At 72.0% G+C, this 17515-nt stretch carries 15 protein-coding genes; 11 read left to right on the top strand and 4 right to left on the bottom strand.

Features of this window, described 5'->3' with window-relative positions; all coding sequences use genetic code 11:
• Positions 1–58 precede the first annotated feature (58 nt).
• Complete coding sequence (locus tag ACQP0U_RS24915; RefSeq protein WP_433311436.1) at positions 59–538, top strand: GNAT family N-acetyltransferase; 480 nt, start codon at positions 59–61, stop codon at positions 536–538.
• 96 nt (positions 539–634) lie between these two features.
• Complete coding sequence (locus ACQP0U_RS24910) at positions 635–1777, top strand: polysaccharide pyruvyl transferase family protein (RefSeq protein WP_327034505.1); 1143 nt, start codon at positions 635–637, stop codon at positions 1775–1777.
• An 8-nt stretch (positions 1778–1785) separates the two neighbouring features.
• On the opposite strand, the gene ACQP0U_RS24905 is transcribed toward ACQP0U_RS24910, so the two are convergent.
• Positions 1786–1992 carry a hypothetical protein gene (locus ACQP0U_RS24905; protein ID WP_030488784.1) on the bottom strand — a complete coding sequence of 69 codons (207 nt, stop codon included), beginning with the start codon at positions 1990–1992 and terminating at the stop codon, positions 1786–1788.
• A gap of 82 nt (positions 1993–2074) precedes the next feature.
• Here ACQP0U_RS24905 and ACQP0U_RS24900 point away from each other — a divergent pair, with 82 nt between their 5' ends.
• The gene (locus ACQP0U_RS24900; protein WP_433311431.1) at positions 2075–2593 is read left to right on the top strand and encodes a DinB family protein; all 519 of its coding nucleotides are present in this window, start codon (positions 2075–2077) and stop codon (positions 2591–2593) included.
• Positions 2594–2614: 21 nt separating this feature from the next.
• On the opposite strand, the gene ACQP0U_RS24895 is transcribed toward ACQP0U_RS24900, so the two are convergent.
• Positions 2615–3487: a carbohydrate kinase family protein gene (locus ACQP0U_RS24895; RefSeq protein WP_433311428.1), complete on the bottom strand. Its 873-nt coding sequence runs from the start codon at positions 3485–3487 to the stop codon at positions 2615–2617.
• Positions 3488–3673: 186 nt separating this feature from the next.
• On the opposite strand from ACQP0U_RS24895, the gene ACQP0U_RS24890 reads away from it, so the two are divergent.
• On the top strand, positions 3674–7027 hold the full coding sequence (locus ACQP0U_RS24890; RefSeq protein WP_433311425.1) for an SNF2-related protein: 3354 nt from the start codon (positions 3674–3676) through the stop codon (positions 7025–7027).
• A 37-nt stretch (positions 7028–7064) separates the two neighbouring features.
• A complete protein-coding gene (locus ACQP0U_RS24885) occupies positions 7065–7973 on the top strand; it encodes an SWIM zinc finger family protein (RefSeq protein ID WP_433311423.1) in 909 nt (302 codons plus the stop codon).
• Positions 7974–7989: 16 nt separating this feature from the next.
• On the opposite strand, the gene ACQP0U_RS24880 is transcribed toward ACQP0U_RS24885, so the two are convergent.
• Positions 7990–8247, bottom strand: coding sequence for a DUF3040 domain-containing protein (locus ACQP0U_RS24880; protein WP_433311420.1), 258 nt, complete (start codon positions 8245–8247; stop codon positions 7990–7992).
• A 431-nt stretch (positions 8248–8678) separates the two neighbouring features.
• On the opposite strand from ACQP0U_RS24880, the gene ACQP0U_RS24875 reads away from it, so the two are divergent.
• From ACQP0U_RS24875 to ACQP0U_RS24855, 5 genes are read left to right on the top strand one after another with little or no spacing between them, the layout of a single operon-like run.
• Positions 8679–10778, top strand: a complete 2100-nt coding sequence (locus tag ACQP0U_RS24875; RefSeq protein ID WP_433311417.1) for a DUF1800 domain-containing protein — start codon at positions 8679–8681, stop codon at positions 10776–10778.
• An 8-nt stretch (positions 10779–10786) separates the two neighbouring features.
• A complete protein-coding gene (locus ACQP0U_RS24870) occupies positions 10787–12169 on the top strand; it encodes a DUF1501 domain-containing protein (RefSeq protein ID WP_433311414.1) in 1383 nt (460 codons plus the stop codon).
• Complete coding sequence (locus ACQP0U_RS24865) at positions 12166–13584, top strand: ferredoxin reductase family protein (RefSeq protein ID WP_433311411.1); 1419 nt, start codon at positions 12166–12168, stop codon at positions 13582–13584. The genes ACQP0U_RS24870 and ACQP0U_RS24865 overlap by 4 nt, the downstream gene beginning before the upstream one ends.
• Positions 13585–13597: 13 nt before the next feature.
• Entirely contained in the window at positions 13598–14176 is a 579-nt protein-coding gene (locus ACQP0U_RS24860) for an FMN-binding protein (RefSeq protein WP_433311409.1), read from the top strand.
• Between the two features lie 49 nt (positions 14177–14225).
• Complete coding sequence (locus ACQP0U_RS24855) at positions 14226–14948, top strand: FAD:protein FMN transferase (protein WP_433321100.1); 723 nt, start codon at positions 14226–14228, stop codon at positions 14946–14948.
• A 408-nt stretch (positions 14949–15356) separates the two neighbouring features.
• Here ACQP0U_RS24855 and ACQP0U_RS24850 read toward each other — a convergent pair whose 3' ends face one another.
• On the bottom strand, positions 15357–16028 hold the full coding sequence (locus ACQP0U_RS24850; RefSeq protein WP_354972126.1) for a bifunctional DNA primase/polymerase: 672 nt from the start codon (positions 16026–16028) through the stop codon (positions 15357–15359).
• A gap of 248 nt (positions 16029–16276) precedes the next feature.
• On the opposite strand from ACQP0U_RS24850, the gene ACQP0U_RS24845 reads away from it, so the two are divergent.
• Positions 16277–17506, top strand: a complete 1230-nt coding sequence (locus ACQP0U_RS24845; protein ID WP_433311406.1) for a helix-turn-helix domain-containing protein — start codon at positions 16277–16279, stop codon at positions 17504–17506.
• Positions 17507–17515: the final 9 nt, after the last annotated feature.

Here is a 17515-nt window from a genome sequence, read left to right as displayed (position 1 = left end):
GCGTGGCCGGGCCGGTTCTGTTGCACTACCCGCTGGCGACGACGAAGGGGAGGACGCCGTGGAGTTGACGTTGACGCCGATGACGGCTCAGGAGTTGGCCCGCTTGCTGCGGTCACTGGAGCAGGGGTTCGCCGAGGACCTGGTGGCGCACCGGGGAATGACCCCGGAGGCGGCCATCGAGCGGTCGGTCAGCCAGATCCGGGAGTCGCTGCCGGCCGGCACGGCCACCGAGGGGGCGCTGCTACGGGTGGGCCGGGTCGATGACACCGAGGTCGGCTGGATCTGGGTGACACTGCCGACGGCCGCCGCGCCGGACCAGGCGTGGATCCACAACATCGAGGTGCACGAGGAGCACCGGGGACGCGGGTACGCACGCCGGATGATCCAGCTCATCGAGGTCGAACTCGCCCACCGCGACGTACCGGAGCTGGGTCTGAACGTCTTCGGGACGAACGCCGTGGCGATCGGCCTCTACCGCAGCCTGGGCTTCGAGGTCACCGCACAGCAGATGGCGAAGCGGATCAGCCCGGCGGGCTGAGCGGGCGTCGGCGGGCTGGCGACGGGTCCCCTCGGCAGGACTGTTCACCTGCCCAGCGGGAAACCGGCGCGGACCGCACCTGGGGAGGAGCGACGGATGACGCACGGCGCCGGACTGACCATCGGTGTGCTCGGCTCGTACGGCGGGCGAAACCTCGGCGACGAGGCGATCCTCACCGGCCTGCTCACCGATCTTCGCACGCAGGAACCGAACGCCCGGATCATCGTCTTCTCTCGGAACCCGGAGCACACCCGGGCAGCGCACCCGGACGTCGAGGCGGTGCCGTGGGAGGGCGTGAGTCGTACCGACTCGGCCCTGGTGCTGGCCCAGCTCGACCTGCTCATCCTGGGCGGCGGCGGCATCCTCTACGACCGGGAGGCCCGCCGTTACCTGCGGGTGGTCCGGGTCGCCCAGGAGCGGGGCCTGCCGCTGATCACGTACGCGGTGGGGGTCGGGCCGCTCAGCGACGGTGTGGACACCGGCATGGTCCGGGAAACGCTCTCCAGCGCGACCCAGGTGACGGTCCGGGACCAGGAGTCCCGGATGGTGTTGGAGGAGGCTGGCCTGCTGAACCCGATCACGGTCACCGCGGACCCGGCGTTCCTCCTGCAACCGGAGGAGTTCCCGGCCCACCTGCTGGCCGAGGAGGGGGTTCCGGTCGGTAAGCGGTTGGTAGGGATAAGCGTGCGGGAGCCGGGCCGCGCCGCCGAGCGACTCGACGTGGACGGCTACCACCGGCTGCTGGCCCAGATCGGTGACTTCCTGGTGCACCGGATCGACGCGTACGTGCTGTTCGTGCCGATGGAGCGCGACGACATCAGGCACGCCCACGGGGTGCTGTCGCACATGGTCGCCGCCGATCGGGGTCGAATCCTGCACGGCACCTACTCCCCGCAGCAGGTGCTCGGGTTGATGCGCCACTTCGACCTGGCGGTCGGCATGCGCCTGCACTTCCTGATCTTCGCGGCGATGGTCGGTACGCCGTTCCTGCCCCTGCCGTACGCCGGCAAGGTCTTCGACCTGGCCCAACGGCTCGGTGTGCCGGCGCTACGCGGCGTGGAGCGGGAGGTCGAGGGCCCGCTGCTGGCCGAGGTCGACCGGCTGTGGGACGAGCGGGAGCAACGCGCCGAGGCCACCGCACGACGGGTGGCGGAGGTGTGCGATCAGGCGCGGGGCACCTCGGAGGTCACCCGTGGCGTGTTGGAGAGCCTGCGCAGCCAGACCCTCACCCGGGTCTGAGCGGGCTGTCACACCGCCGGGCCGGTCCACCGGTAGCGCCACTCGCGGGCCTCCTCGCGGGCCGTCTCCAACTCGTAGATCTGCGCGTCGGCCAGCCCACCGGAGCCGAGGTGATGGTGGGTCAGCGGCGGGCGGCCGTTGCTGTCCAGTTCGACGGTGATGGTCTGCCCGTCCGCCGTGCCGCCGACGAGGAGGATCTGCACGGATGAAGCCATGCGCCCATCCTGCCCGTCGTAGCGCCGGCCCGCAGCGGATAGCGGGGCAGCGGGGGACCCGGACCGTGGCTAGGGTCGGCGGATGGAGCAGACGATCGATCCCTCGCTCGGTCCGGTGCTCGCCCGCACCGGCGACGAGCGCGCCGTCCTGACCTCGTTCCTCGACTTCCACCGGGCCGTGCTGCTGCGCAAACTGCGCGGTCTCTCCGACGCTGACGCCCGCCGCCGGCTGGTGCCCTCGGCGACCACGCTCGTCGGGCTGGTCAAGCACCTGACCCTTGTCGAGCGGAACTGGTTTCCGACCCTGCTGGCCCCCGAGCCCGGCGACGTCTACCTGACCTCCGAGGAGGACGCGCTCGCCAGCTTCATCCTCGGCGACCAGGAGACCATCGCTGGGCTCGTCGAGGCGTACGAGCGGGCCTGTGCCCGTTCCCGGGAGGTCGCCGCGAGCGTCGACCTCGACCACGTGGTGCCGCACCCGCAGCTCGGCGAGGTGTCGCTGCGCTGGATTCTGGTGCACCTGATCGAGGAGACGGCCCGGCACGTGGGCCATGCCGACATCCTGCGCGAACTGACCGACGGCGAGTCCGGCGCGTTCTGAGCCCCGCCTCGCGGGTGTGCCTCACCCGGTGGGCAACAGGCCAGGCGGATACTCCATCCCGTCCTGCGTGCAGGCCGCGGCGGCAACCCGCGCCGCGTACCGGGCGGCATGCGCCAGTGGCTCGCCGCGCAACCGGCCGGCGATCAGGCCGGCCGCGAAGGCGTCGCCGGCCCCGTTGCTGTCCACCACCGGCCTCCCCGGGGTGGCGGGCGGCACGGGCACCGCAGTGCCGTCGCCCGGGTACAGCTCGGCGCCGTCCGCGCCGCGCGTCACCACCACCGTCCGGGGCGTCAGTGCGCTGGCGAGCGACGCGGCCCTGTCGCCCAGCCGCACCCCGCTCACCAGGACCAGGTCGGCGACCTCGGCGAACGGCTGATGGTAGGTGTTCTCGCCGTCCCAGTCGTGCAGGTCGGTGGAGAGCGCCGCACCCGCAGGAATGGCGGCCCGCACGGCGGGCAGCAGCGGCACCGCCCAATCCATGATCGAAAGGTGTACGTGCCGGGCGTCGCGGACCAGTGCGGCCACCTCCGTGGCGCGGAAGGGTGGATCACCCCGCCATGGGCGCGGGTCGTACAGCGACGTGCGCCGCCCGCCCGGGTCCACCAGGTTCACCGAACGACGGGTGCCGCCCGGGTTCTCGGCCAGCAGTGTCGGCACGTCGGCCCGGGTCAGCGCCGCCCGGACCAGATCACCGGCCGGGTCCGCGCCGAGGGTGTCGACCACCAGTACCCGCAGCCCGAGCGCCCGGGCGGCAAGCGCCACCCCGGCACCGGTGTTGCCGATCCGCAACTCGATCGGCTCGACGGTGTGGGAGTCGGCAGCCGGTAGTGGCAGCGCGGGGACCCGAACCCGCACATCCACCCCGAGGCCGCCAAGAACCAGCAGATCAACCACGCCGCCGACGCTAGCCTGGCGCCGCTCCGATCTCCAGAGCCACGCGATCTTGCACTTTCGGCGGCGACAAAAGTGGGCACTTGTCGCGGATCACCGACACCACGTGCAAGATCGGGCAGGTGGGGGCCGTCGGTCCGGGCCGCGGGGCCGCCTATCCTGGGCGCGGGCGGCGACTAGGGGGAGCAGGTGCTGGTCATCCACGGGCTGTGGTTGCCCGGCGACAGCTCGACGGGCGGCCTCGCCGTCTGGGCCGAGGACAGCGCGGCACCGGTACCCGCCGCGCGCTCGGGCCGGCCGGCCCGGGAACGCCCGCACCCGTTCGCGGCCGGGCACACCGACCTGGCCGCCGTCCTCGCCGACGCCGCCGAGCCGACCCGGCTGGACACCGCGTTGCTCACCCTCCCCACCCTGGCGGGCGCGCCGACCGACTCACCCGAGCTGATCCGGACCACCGTCGCACCCACGGCCCGCGGCCGGCTCACCCTGGCCGGTTGGCGGGTCCCCATCCTGGTGTACGCCCCGGACGACGCCCTGTCCCTGCTGCACGCCCTGGACGACATTCCGGTGGTACCCGGGGCCACCCTGCGGCACCTCGCCGAACTGGCCGACTTCGCCGCCGACCTGGTGACCCGTGGCCGCGTCCTCCCCGGCGTGCGCACGACACCGGGTGATCAGATGCCCGGCGTTGGCACGACGCCGGGTGATCAGACGCCCGGTGCTGGCGTGGCGGGGGCGTCAAATGCTGCCGCGCAGGCGGTCTGGCGTCCGCTGCTCACCGGCACCGACGCCGCCTGGGCGCGGTCGCTGGCGCTGGCCCTGCCCCCCGCCGCCCGGGCCGCCGTCCTGCCGGCCGTTGCCGCCGCGCTGCCGGCACCTACCGCCGCGCTGCCGGCACCTACCGCCGCGCTGCCGGCACCTACCGCCGCGCTGCCGGCGCCCACCGCCGCCGTCGAGCGGCCTTCCGGCGGTGCCGCTGCCGTGACCGTCAGTTCGGGCGGGCATGAACTGACCGCGGCCGTGCTTGTCGCGGATGCGCTCGACGCGTTGACCGACGCCGCCGCGCGGGCCGCCCTGGCGACCACCACGCTGGCCCGGGGGCTGCGACCGGGTGGTCCGGCACCGGCCTGGTTGGCCGCGCTCGCCGGCCCGCAGCGGGACTTCACCATCGACCCAACCGGGCTGGCCACCCTCTCCTCCGAACTGGACGCCTGGCAGCGCGACGCCGCCGGTGGCCCGGTGCGGGCCAGTTTCCGCCTGGTGGAACCGGCCCCCGACGAGGTCACGGAACCGATCCTGGCCACCCGGCCGGTGCCCGCCGACAGCGCGCCGGGGCCGGTGCCCTCCGACAGCGCGCCGGTGCCTGTCGAGTCGACAGGTGGCGGGCGCTGGCGGCTGGAGTTCGGGTTGCAGGCCGCGGACGAGCCCGGCCTGCACGTCGACGCCGGGGAGGTCTGGCGGGCGCCGCAGACGCTCGGTGGCCTGGTTGGCCGTACGACAAGCCCGCAGGAGACGCTGCTCGCCGAGTTGGGCCGGGCCAGCCGGCTCTGGCCGGACCTGGAAGCCGCGCTGCGTACCGCCGCCCCGGAGGCGATGGAACTCGACGTCGAGGGCGCCCACCGGTTCCTCAGTGCGGGCGCCCCGGTGCTGCACGCGGCCGGTTTCGGGGTGCTGCTGCCGTCCTGGTGGCAGCGTCCGTCGGCGCGACTGGGCGCCCGCTTGAAGGCTCGCAGCCGTACCGCGCCGGGCACGGTGGGTGGCGCCGATGCCGGTGTCGGTCTGGACGCCCTGGTCGACTACCGCTGGGAGATCGCGCTGGGTGACCAGCCGCTGTCCGCCGAGGAGTTGGCGGCGCTGGCCGAGATGAAGACCCCGCTGGTACGGCTCCGCGGCCGGTGGGTGGAGCTGGACCCGGCGCGGCTCGCCGCCGGTCTGCGCCTGCTCCGGTCCGCGGGCGAGTTGAGCGTCGCCGACCTGCTCCGGCTCGGGCTAGCCGACGGAGAGGCCACCGGCGCGCTGCCGGTGCTGGAGGTGACCGCCGACGGGGCGTTGGGCGACCTGCTCGCCGGCGCTGTCGAGCGGCGGCTCACTCCGCTGGACCCGCCACCGAGCTTCCAGGGGACGCTGCGGCCGTACCAGCAGCGTGGACTGGCCTGGCTGGCGTTCCTGCGCTCGCTCGGCCTGGGCGGTGTGCTCGCCGACGACATGGGGCTGGGCAAGACGGTGCAACTGCTCGCGCTGCTCGCCGGGGACCCACCGGAGGCCGGGCCGACCCTGCTGGTCTGTCCGATGTCGCTGGTCGGCAACTGGCAGCGGGAGGCGGCGCGGTTCACCCCGGAGCTGCGGGTGCACGTACACCATGGTGCCGAGCGGGCGCGGGGGGCGGAGTTCACAGCGGCCGCGCACGGCGCGGACCTGGTCCTCACCACCTACTCGGTGGCCGCCCGCGACGCCACCGACCTGGCCGGCATCGACTGGCACCGGGTGGTGGTGGACGAGGCGCAGGCGATCAAGAACGCGTCGACCCGGCAGGCCGAGGCGGTTCGCGCGCTGCCCGCCCGGCAGCGGGTGGCGGTGACCGGTACGCCTGTGGAGAACCGCCTCGCTGACCTCTGGTCGATCATGCAGTTCGCCAACCCGGGTCTGCTCGGGCCGGCCGCGACGTTCCGCAAGCGGTTCGCCGAGCCGATCGAGCGGCACGGCGACGCCGAGGCCGCCGAGCGGCTACGCCGGATCACCGGCCCGTTCGTGTTGCGGAGGCTCAAGACCGATTCGTCGATCATCTCGGACCTGCCGGAGAAGCTGGAAATGGAGGTGCTCTGCAACCTCACCGCCGAGCAGGCCGCGTTGTACCGGGTGGTGGTCGACGACATGCTCGCCCGGATCGAGACCAGCGACGGCATCGAGCGACGCGGCCTGGTGCTCGCCACCATGACCCGGCTCAAGCAGGTCTGCAACCACCCCGCCCAGTTGCTGCGCGACGGCTCACCGTTGGAGGGCCGCTCCGGCAAGCTGGCCCGGCTCACCGAGATCCTGGAGGAGGTGCTGGCGGCGGGGGAGAAGGCGCTGCTCTTCACCCAGTACGCCGAGTTCGGTGCGATGTTGCGCGGTCACCTGTCGGCGCGGTTCGGCCGGGAGGTGCTGTTCCTGCACGGCGGCCTCGGCAAGGCCGAGCGGGACGCCCTGGTTCAGCGCTTCCAGTCGGCGGAGGGCCCGCCGCTGTTCGTCCTGTCCCTCAAGGCCGGCGGCACCGGGCTGACCCTGACCGCCGCGAACCACGTGGTGCATGTGGACAGGTGGTGGAACCCGGCGGTCGAGGATCAGGCCACCGACCGGGCGTTCCGGATCGGGCAGCGCCGACGGGTGCAGGTACGCAAGTTCGTCTGCGCCGGCACCGTCGAGGAGAAGGTGGCCGCGATGATCGCCGACAAACGCAGCCTCGCCGAGCGGGTGGTCGGCACCGGTGAGCAGTGGATCACCGAGCTGTCCACCGGCCAGTTGCGGGACCTGTTCGCCCTGGAGGCCGGGGCGGTGGTCGAGTGAGCGAGCAAACCATCAGGCGCAGCAGCGGAGCGCCGGCGTGAGCACCGACAGGTTCGCCGACTACGGGCGTCCCCGCCGGGTCGACGGGGGTCTGCGGGCACGCAGCGCCCGGGGCGCGATCGGCCGGTCCTGGTGGTCGCGGCGCTTCCTGGAGGTGCTGGAGTCGTTCGCGCTCGGCACCCGGCTGACCCGGGGCCGGTCGTACGCGCGGGCCGGTCAGGTGCTCACGCTCGACATCACACCCGGACGCGTCAGCGCGGTGGTGCAGGGCTCCCGGCCGCAGCCGTACCAGGTGTCGATCGCGCTGGAGCCGTTCCCGGCCGCGCTCTGGTCCCGAATCGAGGACGAGCTGGCCGGGCAGGCGTTCTTCAGCGCCCGGCTGCTCGCCGGGGACCTCCCCGACGAGTTGGAGGAGCTGTTCGCCGCCGCCGGCGCGCCGCTCTTTCCGACAGCCGTCGACGAGTTGACCCAGCGCTGCAACTGCCCCGACTTCGCGGTGCCGTGCAAGCACCTCGCGGCGACGTTCTACCTGCTGGCTGAGGCGTTCGACGCGGACCCGTTCGAGCTGCTGCACTGGCGCGGTCGGTCCCGCGCGGAGTTGCTCGACGAACTCCGCGCCCGGCGCGCCGCGGCCACCGGCGCAGCCCTTCCGCTCCCGCCTGTCGAGCCACCGTCCGAACCGGACGATGCGGTGTCGACAGTGGACGTCGTTGCGCCGGTTGGCGCCGCCCGTGCGCTGGCCGGGATGTCGGCGACGCCGCTGGCGGAGGCGGCGGACCGGTTCTGGTCGGCGCCCGTGCCGCTGCCGGACCGGCCGCCCCGACTGGTGACCGGCACCGACCTGCTGCTGCGCCAGCTCGGAGCGCCGGCCCCGGCCATCGGTGGGCCGGGACTGCTCGAACGGTTGCGCCGCGCGTACCGGGCGTTCGGCCCGGCCGACAGGTGAGCCGTCGGTTGAGCGGTCACGTCCAGCGGCGGCGGAACCGCCACATGATCGCGGCGTTGACCACCAGCACCACCGCGCAGATCGCACCGGTCATTCGACCGGCGAACACGGCTATCGCCGGCAGCGACGCCCACAGCACGATGGTCAACAACATCAGGTAGCGGCCCCTGCGGGCCCGGACCCGATGGTCCAGTTTCTTGAAGAATGCCGGGTCACTTTCCCGGAGCTGACGGGTGATCTGGTCGAATCTGCGCTGATCCTCTTTGCTGAGCATGGCGCTGCCTTCCCCTCACGCGTTCAGCGGTTCGGCGGCATACCCGCTGCGGTGGCGGCTCACGCTCACCCGCTGCTGCTACTTTTCCTCCACGCGAGCGCGCTTCATGTCCGGCTTACCTGAACCTTAAGTTTGCCTTTGGTGGTGAACGAGGCCGAAAGTGACGCGTGCGGCGGCGTGGTCCGGTCCGTGCACGGCTGCCGCGCGTACGCCCTGCTGGGAAGGTCTGCGGGTGGGACCACCCCGCCGCCCGCCGCCGCTGTCGCACTGAACGCTGTCTTAAGTGCCCTCACGGGTGTGTTCCGGCCACCTTGAAGGGCCCTGAGGCCTTGGTTACCTTGCCGTAGCAACCCCCTCAGGCAACAGTCGCCGCACCTGCCGCACCTGCCCGGTAGCAGTTTTCGGCGCTCATCAGAAATCGGGATTGGTACATGGCCGACCAGAATGTGCCACCACGTCGACCGCGGGACGACCGCGGTTGGGACGGACGCCAGCACCACAGCGCTGACGGCTACGGCGACCCCAACACGCCCGCGCCCTACGGCTACGACTCGCCCCACCCCTACCAGGGCGGCTACGCCGCGCAGGCCGACCCGCGCGAGCAGTACGCAGACGGGTACGCGCACGCCGGGCAGCCCGCGCCCGCGCCACGCGGTCCACAGTGGGTCGGCCCGGAGGGCCTTGGCCGCCCGGCCCCGGCGCGCCCGGCCGGCACCGGACTGCCCACCATCGACGATGACGACGAGCCGGGTCGCAAGGTCGGCCGACGTAAGGCGATGGTGGCCCTCGGTGGCACCGCCGCCGTCGTCGCCGGTGGCGCGGCGCTCGCCATGACCCCGCAGATCCGTGGCCTCTTCGGCGACGAGGCGGCGGCCGGCGACGCGACCGGCAGCACGGTGACCGACGGCACCGCGGCGCGGCCCAGCGGCCAGCAGCCCAGCACGGTGCGTACCTACACCGAGCAGAACGAGAGCTACATGGGCTCCCGGGCCGGTGAGGCGCTGAAGAAGAACGCGCCGGCCGGCGGGCGGACCTTCTCCGGCCCGGCCGCCGCCGCGGCGGCGACCAAGGTGACAGTGAAGACGGTGCTGGCCAAGGACCCGATCCTGCACCTGGCCCGGCGCGCCACCTTCGGCGCGACGCCCGCTGTGGTCGCCGACATCAAGCGCGAGGGGATCGACGCCTGGATCCGCGCCCAGCTTGACCCGGAGAAGTTGGAGCCGAGCAAGGGTGAGCTGAAGCTCGCCGAGCTGCCGACCCAGAAGCTCTCCGTGCAGCAGCTACGCGACCAGCGCGACAAGCTCAACGAGCAGGACGCCCAGCCGGAGCGGGAGATGGTCGACGCCACCATCGCCCGGCAGATCTGGTCCAAGCGCCAGCTCTTCGAGGTGATGGTCGACTTCTGGAACGACTTCCTGCACGTCGCCGCGGACTTCGACGGCGGCGAGGTGTACCGCAGCTCGTTCGACCAGGACGTCGTGCGCAAGCACGCGCTGGGCAGCTACCCGGAGATGCTCGTCGCCGCGAACAAGCACCCGGCGCTGCTGATCTACCTGAACCAGAAGGACTCCCGCAAGGACGCGATCAACGAGAACCTCGCCCGGGAGAACCTCGAGCTTTACTCGGTCGGCGTCGACGGCGGCTACAAGGAGCCGGACGTCCGGCAGGCCGCCATGTTGCAGACCGGCCGCGGCGTCGACGACAAGGGCAAGTACGTCTTCCGCCCCGAGCAGCACTACGTCGGCAAGGTGAAGATCCTCGGCTTCACCCACGCGAACAACTCGGCCGACCCGAAGAAGGCCGAAGCGGCGATCGACGCGTACATCGCCTACATCGCGACGCACCCGTCGACCGCGAAGTACGTGGCGCAGAGCCTGGCCACCCGGTTCGTCTCGGACACCCCGCCGAAATCCCTCGTGGACCGGCTGGCCAAGTCGTACACCACCAACAAGGGCATGATCAAGCCGGTCCTGATGACCCTGTTCTGCTCCTCGGAGTTCTGGGCCGGTGTGGGCCAGAAGGTACGCCGGCCGATGGAGTACCTGGTCGCCACGTACCGCACCCTGGGCGTCTCGCCGGAGGCGTCGCCGAAGCACAACAACGGCGACAGCAAGCGCACCGCGTACGCCCGGGGGCTGCGCCAGATCCACGACAAGATGCGCGAACTGGGCCAGTCCCCGATGGGTCATCCGACCCCGGACGGCTACCCGGACGTTTACGTCGCCTGGACCTCGGCCGGCACCATGGTCAACGGCTGGAACGAGGCGGGCGAGATCCTCGCCGGCTACCGCACCACCTTCACGTACACGGCGCCGGAGAAGCTGGTCGCCAAGGCGCCGGCGACGGCCGGGGCGTACGTGGATGCTCTCTCCCTGCGGCTGGTGGGCCAGAAGTTGAGCACGCGGGAGAAGAACCTCATCCTCGGCGTGGCCGGTGTGACGGCGACCGCCAAGGTCGACGCCACGTTCAACGGGGCCATCACCGCCGTCGCGCGGGCGATCCTCGCTTCCCCCCAGCACCACCTCCGGTGAGGCACCCGATGGAGAAGACTGTGTACAACTCTTTCCCCCTGCACCCCGAATGCCCCGACGTGCGACGGCTGGCCGACAACCCGGCCGAGGCGTTGCTGCGCGCCGAGGCGGACATCGTCGCCGCCGAGAACGCCGCCGAGTTCGACAGGTACCGCACCCTGGAGGACCTGGAGGAGGCCCAGCAGGACGGTCGCGGCGTGACCCGGCGGACCTTCGTCGCCGGTGCCGCGGCCACCGCCACCGCGCTGGCCACCGCCCAGTTCGTCACCACCTCGGCGTCGTTCGCGGCGACCAAGACCGGCACCCTGATCCACGTCTTCCTCTACGGCGGGCTGGACGGCCTGAGCCTGATCGCGCCGGACAACGACGCGGTGCTCAACAAGGCCCGGCCCGACCTGCTGCTCGGCAACGACTCGCTGGCCCTGGGCCGCGGCTTCAAGCTGACAAGCGCGTTCAAGCCCTTGGAGAAGTGGCTCACGGCCGGTCAGCTGGGCTTCATCCCAGCGGTCTCCGACGAGCGGCTGTCCCGCAGCCACTTCCAGGCCGCCGACGCCTGCAACCTGGGCGGGCTGCCGAACGAGACCGGCGGCCGGGGTTGGCTCGACGGTCTGGTCGACAACCTGGGCAAGGGCACCGCGTTCCGCAGCGTCGGCATCGGCAGCACGCTGCCCCGCTCGCTTGTCGGCAACAACGGCGCGCTGTCGCTGAACAACGTCGGGTCGCTGCGGCTCAACGGTGACGACCGGTTCCGCGCCGCCACCGAGAAGGCCATCAAGGGGCTCTTCACCGGGATCAACCACCCGGTCGAGGAGGCCGTGCAGGAGGGCATGGGCGCGCTGGCCACCGCGCAGAAGCTCGCCGCCAAGCCGTACCAGCCCGCCGAGGGCGTCAAGTACGAGGGCGTCGGCAACGCGTTCCAGCAACTCGCCCAGCTGATCAAGGGCGGCGCCAACGTCCGGGTCGCCACTGTCGGCATGGGTGGCTACGACACCCACGAGAACCAGGGCACCCGTGAGGGCGGCCAGCTGCACCGCCGGCTGAACGAGCTGGCCAGCGCGATGGCCGCCTTCTTCACCGACCTCGGCCCGAAGGCCGCCGACGTGACGATCATGGTGTCCAGCGAGTTCGGCCGTCGGGTCGGCTCCAACAGCGGCGGCACCGACCACGGGCACGGCGGCGTGGTCACCCTGCTCTCCGGCAAGAAGCTCGCCGGTTCGCTGCTCGGCACCTGGAACGGCCTGGACAAGCTGGACTCCGGCGACGTGCCGGAGTACAACAACATGTTCAACGTCTACGGCGCGGTGGCGCAGGGCCGGTTCGGGCTCACCAACGCGGAGGTCGACAAGGTCTTCCCCCGCCAGAAGTACGCCCCGATGAAGCTGTACGCGTGACGCATTCGCACACCCACGCCGCCGGCCGTCGTACCGGGACCTCGTCCCGGCACGGCGGCCGGTCGGCTGCGCCCGTACCCCCGCAGATCCCGGCCCGGCGCGGACCCGGCGGCCGACGGCTGCTGGGCGTGCTGCTCCTGGTCGGCCTGCTCGCCAGCGTGCTGCCCTGGTGGTTGGGCACCCCCGCCGGTTCGCTGCCCAGCACCGCGACCACAGTCACCGCGGCCGGCCGGATCACCGGCCTGGTCGCCGGCTACCTGCTGCTGGTGCAGGTGCTGATGATGAGCCGACTTCCGGTGCTGGAACGGTGGATCGGCGGCGAGCACATGGCCCGCTGGCACCGGGACATCGGTGCCACCCTGCTGGTCACCGTGCTGGCGCACATGTCGCTGATCCTGGTCGGCTACGCCGACCTGCGGAACGAGTCGATCCTCGCCGAGGTCGGCACGCTGCTCGGCGACTACGAGGACATGGTCTCGGCGTTCGTCGCCACCGGCATCATGATGCTTGTCGGCTTCAGCAGCATCCGGGCGATCCGGCGGGCGTTGCCCTACGAGATGTGGCACCTGCTGCACCTGTCCAGCTACCTGATCCTGCTGCTCGGCTTCGGTCACCAGTTCGCCCACGGCGCGCAGTTGTACAAGCCCGGTCCGGTGCGCACCGGCTGGATCGCGCTCTACCTGCTGGTGGTCGCCGCCCTGCTCTGGGGCCGCGTGATCACGCCGCTGGCGTTCAACCTGCGCTACAAGCTGCGGGTCGCCGACGTGGTCGCCGAGAGCACCGACACCATCTCCATCTACCTCACCGGGGAGCGGCTCGGCCGGCTGGCGATGCTCGGCGGCCAGCACTTCCGCTGGCGGTTCCTCACCCGGGGCTGCTGGTGGCAGTCGCACCCGTTCTCCGTCTCCGCCGCCGCCAACGGCCGCTGGCTGCGGGTCACCGTCAAGGTGGTCGGCACCCACACCGCCGACCTGCGCGACCTGGAGCCGGGCACCCGGGTCTGGGCCGAGGGCCCGTCGGGCACCTTCACCGCCGCGCACCGACTGCGCGAACGGGCGCTGCTGATCGCCGGCGGCAGTGGCATCACCCCGATCCGGGCGATGCTGGAGGAGTTGCCACCGGGCGCCGCGCTGATCTACCGGGCCCGCACCCCGGCCGACGTGCTGCTCAGCCGCGAGCTGGACTGGCTGGCCCAGGAACGCGACACCTCCGTCTGGTACGTCATCGGCTCCCGCGACGACCCCGGCCCGCGCCAGCTCATGAGCCCGGACGGGCTGCGTCAACTGGTGCCCGACGTCGCCCGACGCGACGTCTACCTGTGCGGGCCGCCCGGGTTGGTGGAACAGTCGGTGCGTGCGCTGCGGCGGGCCGGCGTACCCCGGCGGCAGATCCACCTGGCCACGTTCGAGCTGTAGGAAGGGCATCCCCATGCGTCGCGCGCTCCTCGCGATCACCGGCCTGGCCGCCAGCACCACCGCGCTGGTGGTGTTCAAGGGCTCCCCGGCCACCAACCAGGTCGCCCAGAACCTGCCAACCGCCCAACCGGTCAACCCCACCCCGCAGGATGTCGAGCCGAGCGCCGACCCGTCGGGCGTGGCGCCGAAGCCGTCGGCGACCGCCGACGCGCCCACGTCGCCCAAGCCGACCAAGAGCACCGCCCGCCCGTCCGGCACCCGCACCACCACGAAGGCCGCACCCCGGACCACCACCAAGGCACCCCAGTCGAGCACCCGCCGGGTCAACGGCACCGGCTTCCAGAACGAGTACGGGTTCGTGCAGGTGCAGATCGTCGTCTCGGGCAACAAGATCGTCGACGCCGTCGCGCTGTCGCTGCCCAGCGGGGGTGAGTCCGACATCCACAGCGGCGACGTCCGGACCAAGTACGACGGCCCCGGCGGGGAGGTGGTGGCAAAGCAGAGCGCCAACCTCAACACCACGAGCAATGCCACCGAGACCAGCAACTCCTACAAGCAGTCGCTGCGGTCCGCCATCGAGCAGGCGTTCTGACGTGCGGGCCACGCTGACCCGACCCGGGCTGTGCCGGGTCGAACAGATCATGGGTACGGCCATCACCCTGGACCTCGCCGACGATCTGCCACCGGCGGCCCTGCGCGAGCTGGCGGACGAGATCTTCGCCTGGATGCACGAGGTGGACGCGCGGTTCAGCACCTACAAGTCGGACAGCGAGGTGTGCCGCTTCGACAGGGGTGAGGTGCTGCTCTCCGAGGCGTCCGCGGACCTGCGGTTCGTGCTGGAGACCTGCGCCGACCTGTGGGGCGCCACCGACGGGTTCTTCGACGCGTACGCCACCGGTCGGCTCGACCCGTCCGGCTTCGTCAAGGGCTGGGCGGCCCAGGTCGCCTCGGACCGTCTCGTCGCCGCCGGTGCCGTCAACCACTGCGTGAACGCTGGCGGCGACGTACGGGTGCGGGGCCTCTCGCCGTCGGGGGAGCCGTGGCGCATCGGCATTCGGCACCCGTGGGACGCGATGGCCGCCTGCCTGGTGCTCAGCGGGACCGACCTGGCCGTGGCCACGTCCGGTGTGTACGAGCGGGGCCGGCACGTGCTGGACCCACGCCGGGGCGCGCCGGCCAGCGGGCTGCGCTCGGTGACAGTGGTCGGCACCGACCTCGGGGTGGCCGACGCGTACGCCACCGCCGCCCTCGCCATGGGCACCCCCGGCCTCGGCTGGCTGGCCCGCCTCAACGACCACACCCACGCGGCGATAACCGACAACGCCCGCCAGTACTGCTCCGTCGACCTCCCGCTGACCGACTAACCCGCCCCGCCGTCGTACCCCCGCGATCTTGCACTTTCGGTTGTTGATCTGTTCCCGTTAGTGGAGATTGTCGGGACAGGAAGTGCAAGATCGGCGCGGGCGGGGGTTGGGGCGCGGGGGTTCGGGCGCGAGGGTTGGGGCTTAGCGGACGGGGCGGTGGGTTCCGGCTGGGCGGGAGCCGGTGGGGCGGGGGCGACCGGGGCGGGAGCCGGACGGTCGGGTGCCGGCCCAGCGGTGTCGTGGGTGGCTGCGCCGGGGCGGCTCGGTGCCGCCGGGGTGAGGCGCTCTGTCGTTGGTGGACATCGTTCCCCCGTTCGTGGCGCGCGTTCGCGCTCTTCCCCTGTCAACGAGGACCGGCGTCCCGGCGACGCTGTCGGGCACCGGATCGAATCGGCGGGCGGGCAGGCCTCACATGCCTCGTCGGGGCAGCGGCAGGTGACCGGGGAGCAGGTCGGGGGCGAGTGTGACCCCGGCGGCGCGCAGCGCCCCGATCAACGTGTTCTGTACGAGGTACGAATCCGGTAGTTGCCAGCGGGCCTGCTCCGGTGCGACCGCCCACCGGACCGTGCCCTCCGGCAGCCGGGTGGGCGGTGCGGGAATCCACGAGCCGGGCCCGTGCCGCACCACGTGGAAGCAGTGCTCCAACTCCGGTCGGAGCGGATCGCCGGGGCGGACCAGGAACATCCACCGCCCGGTGGGCGTGACCAGCACCGGCCCGCGTACGCCGGTGCCGGCCGGGTGGATCTGGACCGCGTCGAGCACGTGCCGGCCGAGGTGGGCGGGCACCTCCAGCACGTCGAAGGCCCGGCCGGTGGGCAGCAGTACCCCGTGCGGTCGGCTCCGCCACCAGGTCGCCACCCGGGCCGGGTCGGCGCTGGCGGCCAGTTCCCAGTTCTCCAGCGCGGGATGGCAGCCCACAGTGGGACAGCCGGCACGGCCGCAGACGAAGCGGCTGCGGGCCAGGCAGGCGCCCGGGGTGACCTCCCAGCCGTGTACGGCGTACCGGATGGCGACCCGGCGCAGCCGGACCCGTTCCAGCGGCGACAGTTCGGCAACGCGTGGTCCGACATTCCCCCACATGTGCGTCAGCTCCTCTCGTCGGGCCCGGCGTTCGCCAGGTCGCATGTCGAGCACCGTCACTGCCGTAACCCACGATCGTTGAGGTTGACGAACGGCTCGTGCAACTTGCACGAAAAGTACGAGGACTAGCTGTACGGCTGACGCACATCCTGTGCGACCAGCTAAAACCTGAAAGTGAACGGCAGTCGCCGCACTCGCGGACATCGCCCCGACTCGATTGGTCGTCGGTGGCAGGGGAGGATGGGGAGATGGACGAGCTACCCATAGGACGGCGAGTGGCCTACTGGCGGGGGCGGCGCAAGATGTCGCAGCAGGTCTTCGCGGACCGGCTGGGCAAGTCCAAGAGTTGGGTGGACAAGGTCGAACGCGGCGTCCGCCGGTTGGACAAGTTCTCCGTCCTCTACGAGATCGCCGACATCCTCCAGATGGACGTGCAGCTGCTGATGGGCAAGGACCCGGAGCGGCGCGCCGACGCCCTCAACTGCATCGACCAGGTCGAGGTGCAGGAGATCCGGGCGGCGCTGGAGCGCTACGACTCGATGAGCGCGTACTTCGACGCGGCGCCGTACCCGCCGCCGATGGACGACATGCGCAAGGCCGTCAACCACGCCTGGCTCACCTACCAGTACGGCCGCTACGGGATGCTCACCCGGGCCCTGCCCAAGCTGCTGCGCGACGCCCAGGCTGCCGACGCCGCCTACAACGGTGACCAGGCCGCCGAGGCGGCCCACCTGCTCGGGCAGGTCTACCAGATCGCCTCCTCGGTGCTGCGCAAGCTCGGCGAGTGCGAGCTGGCCTGGCTGGCCGCCGACAGGTCGATGGCGGTGGCCCAGCGGGCCGACGACCCGCTGCTCGCCGGGATCGCCACCACCCGGGTGTGCAACGCCCTGGTCGCGATGGGGCGGGCCCGTCCCGCGCTGGAGCTGAACGTCCAGATCGCCAACCGGCTGGCACCGGGCGGGAGCAACGAGGTCTCCCCGGCCCGCCTCTCCGTCTACGGGATGCTGCTGCTCCAGGGCGCGATGGCCGCGTCCCGCATCGGCGACTCGGCAAGCGTCGACGACCTGATCAACTGCGCCCAGGAGGCCGCCACCCTGCTCGGCGGCGACCACAACCACTACTGGACGTCGTTCGGCCCGACAAACGTCGAACTGCACCGGGCCGCCGCCGCCGTGGAGCTGGGCGACGGCGGGCGGGCCGTGGAGGTGCACCAGCTCCGCATCACGGAGCCCTCCTTCAACGCGCTGCTGCCCGAGCGCCGCGCCCACCACCTGCTCGACATCGCCCGCGGCTACGCCCAGATCGGTGACGTGGCGAACGCCGGCGAGATGCTGCTGCTCGGTGATCGGCTCGCCCCGTCGGAGATCCGCTGCCGGCCGATCGCGCACGAGGTGATGTCCGACATCCTCCGTCGCACACGTGGTGCGCCGCCTTCTCCGGTAGCGGAGTTGGCTGAGCACATGGGAGTAGGGGTATGAGCGCGGAGC

The sequence above is a fragment of the Micromonospora sp. CA-269861 genome (assembly GCF_050948505.1).
Taxonomy (GTDB): Bacteria; Actinomycetota; Actinomycetes; order Mycobacteriales; family Micromonosporaceae; genus Micromonospora.
This window is presented reverse-complemented; position numbering and strand designations above follow the sequence as displayed.

What these genes read in the sequence shown, in the direction of transcription:
- ACQP0U_RS24910 (WP_327034505.1), top strand. Translation starts at nt 635, where the DNA reads ATGACGCACGGCGCCGGACTGACCATCGGTGTGCTCGGCTCGTACGGC.
- ACQP0U_RS24905 (WP_030488784.1), bottom strand. Translation starts at nt 1,992, where the DNA reads ATGGCTTCATCCGTGCAGATCCTCCTCGTCGGCGGCACGGCGGACGGG.
- ACQP0U_RS24900 (WP_433311431.1), top strand. Translation starts at nt 2,075, where the DNA reads ATGGAGCAGACGATCGATCCCTCGCTCGGTCCGGTGCTCGCCCGCACC.
- ACQP0U_RS24880 (WP_433311420.1), bottom strand. Translation starts at nt 8,247, where the DNA reads ATGCTCAGCAAAGAGGATCAGCGCAGATTCGACCAGATCACCCGTCAG.
- ACQP0U_RS24875 (WP_433311417.1), top strand. Translation starts at nt 8,679, where the DNA reads ATGGCCGACCAGAATGTGCCACCACGTCGACCGCGGGACGACCGCGGT.
- ACQP0U_RS24870 (WP_433311414.1), top strand. Translation starts at nt 10,787, where the DNA reads ATGGAGAAGACTGTGTACAACTCTTTCCCCCTGCACCCCGAATGCCCC.
- ACQP0U_RS24860 (WP_433311409.1), top strand. Translation starts at nt 13,598, where the DNA reads ATGCGTCGCGCGCTCCTCGCGATCACCGGCCTGGCCGCCAGCACCACC.
- ACQP0U_RS24855 (WP_433321100.1), top strand. Translation starts at nt 14,226, where the DNA reads ATGGGTACGGCCATCACCCTGGACCTCGCCGACGATCTGCCACCGGCG.
- ACQP0U_RS24850 (WP_354972126.1), bottom strand. Translation starts at nt 16,028, where the DNA reads ATGTGGGGGAATGTCGGACCACGCGTTGCCGAACTGTCGCCGCTGGAA.
- ACQP0U_RS24845 (WP_433311406.1), top strand. Translation starts at nt 16,277, where the DNA reads ATGGACGAGCTACCCATAGGACGGCGAGTGGCCTACTGGCGGGGGCGG.